1 protein-coding gene is annotated in these 458 nt (G+C 31.7%); it reads left to right on the forward strand.

Annotated features, from left to right (window positions below; all coding sequences use genetic code 11):
- Positions 1-85: 85 nt before the first annotated feature.
- Positions 86-458, forward strand: a 373-nt coding sequence (locus QZ659_RS05245) for a TRAP transporter small permease subunit (RefSeq protein WP_291722950.1), incomplete at its 3' end; no start/stop codon positions are given.

The following is a 458-nucleotide window of genomic DNA, read 5'->3' on the forward strand; positions in this document are numbered from 1 at the left end:
TCCTTTATAATTTCACAATATTATTTTTTATATCTTTATAACTGTTTAGTAAACAAGCATTCTAAATTTATACCTCAAAATATAAATGGTCATAAAAATAATAGACAATTTTATAGAAAAAACAGGGCAATATACAAGTTGGTGTGCCTCTATTTTAGTTTTTTTGGTTTGTATAGATGTGCTTTTACGCTACACCATTGGTTTTAGTAGTGCATTTTTGTCAGAACTGGAGTGGCATATTTTTTCTTTTTTCTTTCTTGTAGGGGCAGCCTACACGCTGAAAGATGACAAGCATGTGCGTGTAGATGTATTTTATGCTCGCTTCTCTGAAAAAAATAAGGCACTTATCAATCTTTTTGGGACACTTTTTTTTCTTATTCCTTTTTGTATTATTGTTATTAAAGGTGGCATTCCCTACACAGCATTTGCATTTCGTTTGTCTGAAGGTTCTCCAGACC

Origin of the sequence: Bernardetia sp., from assembly GCF_020630935.1 — a bacterium.
In the GTDB taxonomy this organism is placed as follows: Bacteria; Bacteroidota; Bacteroidia; order Cytophagales; family Bernardetiaceae; genus Bernardetia.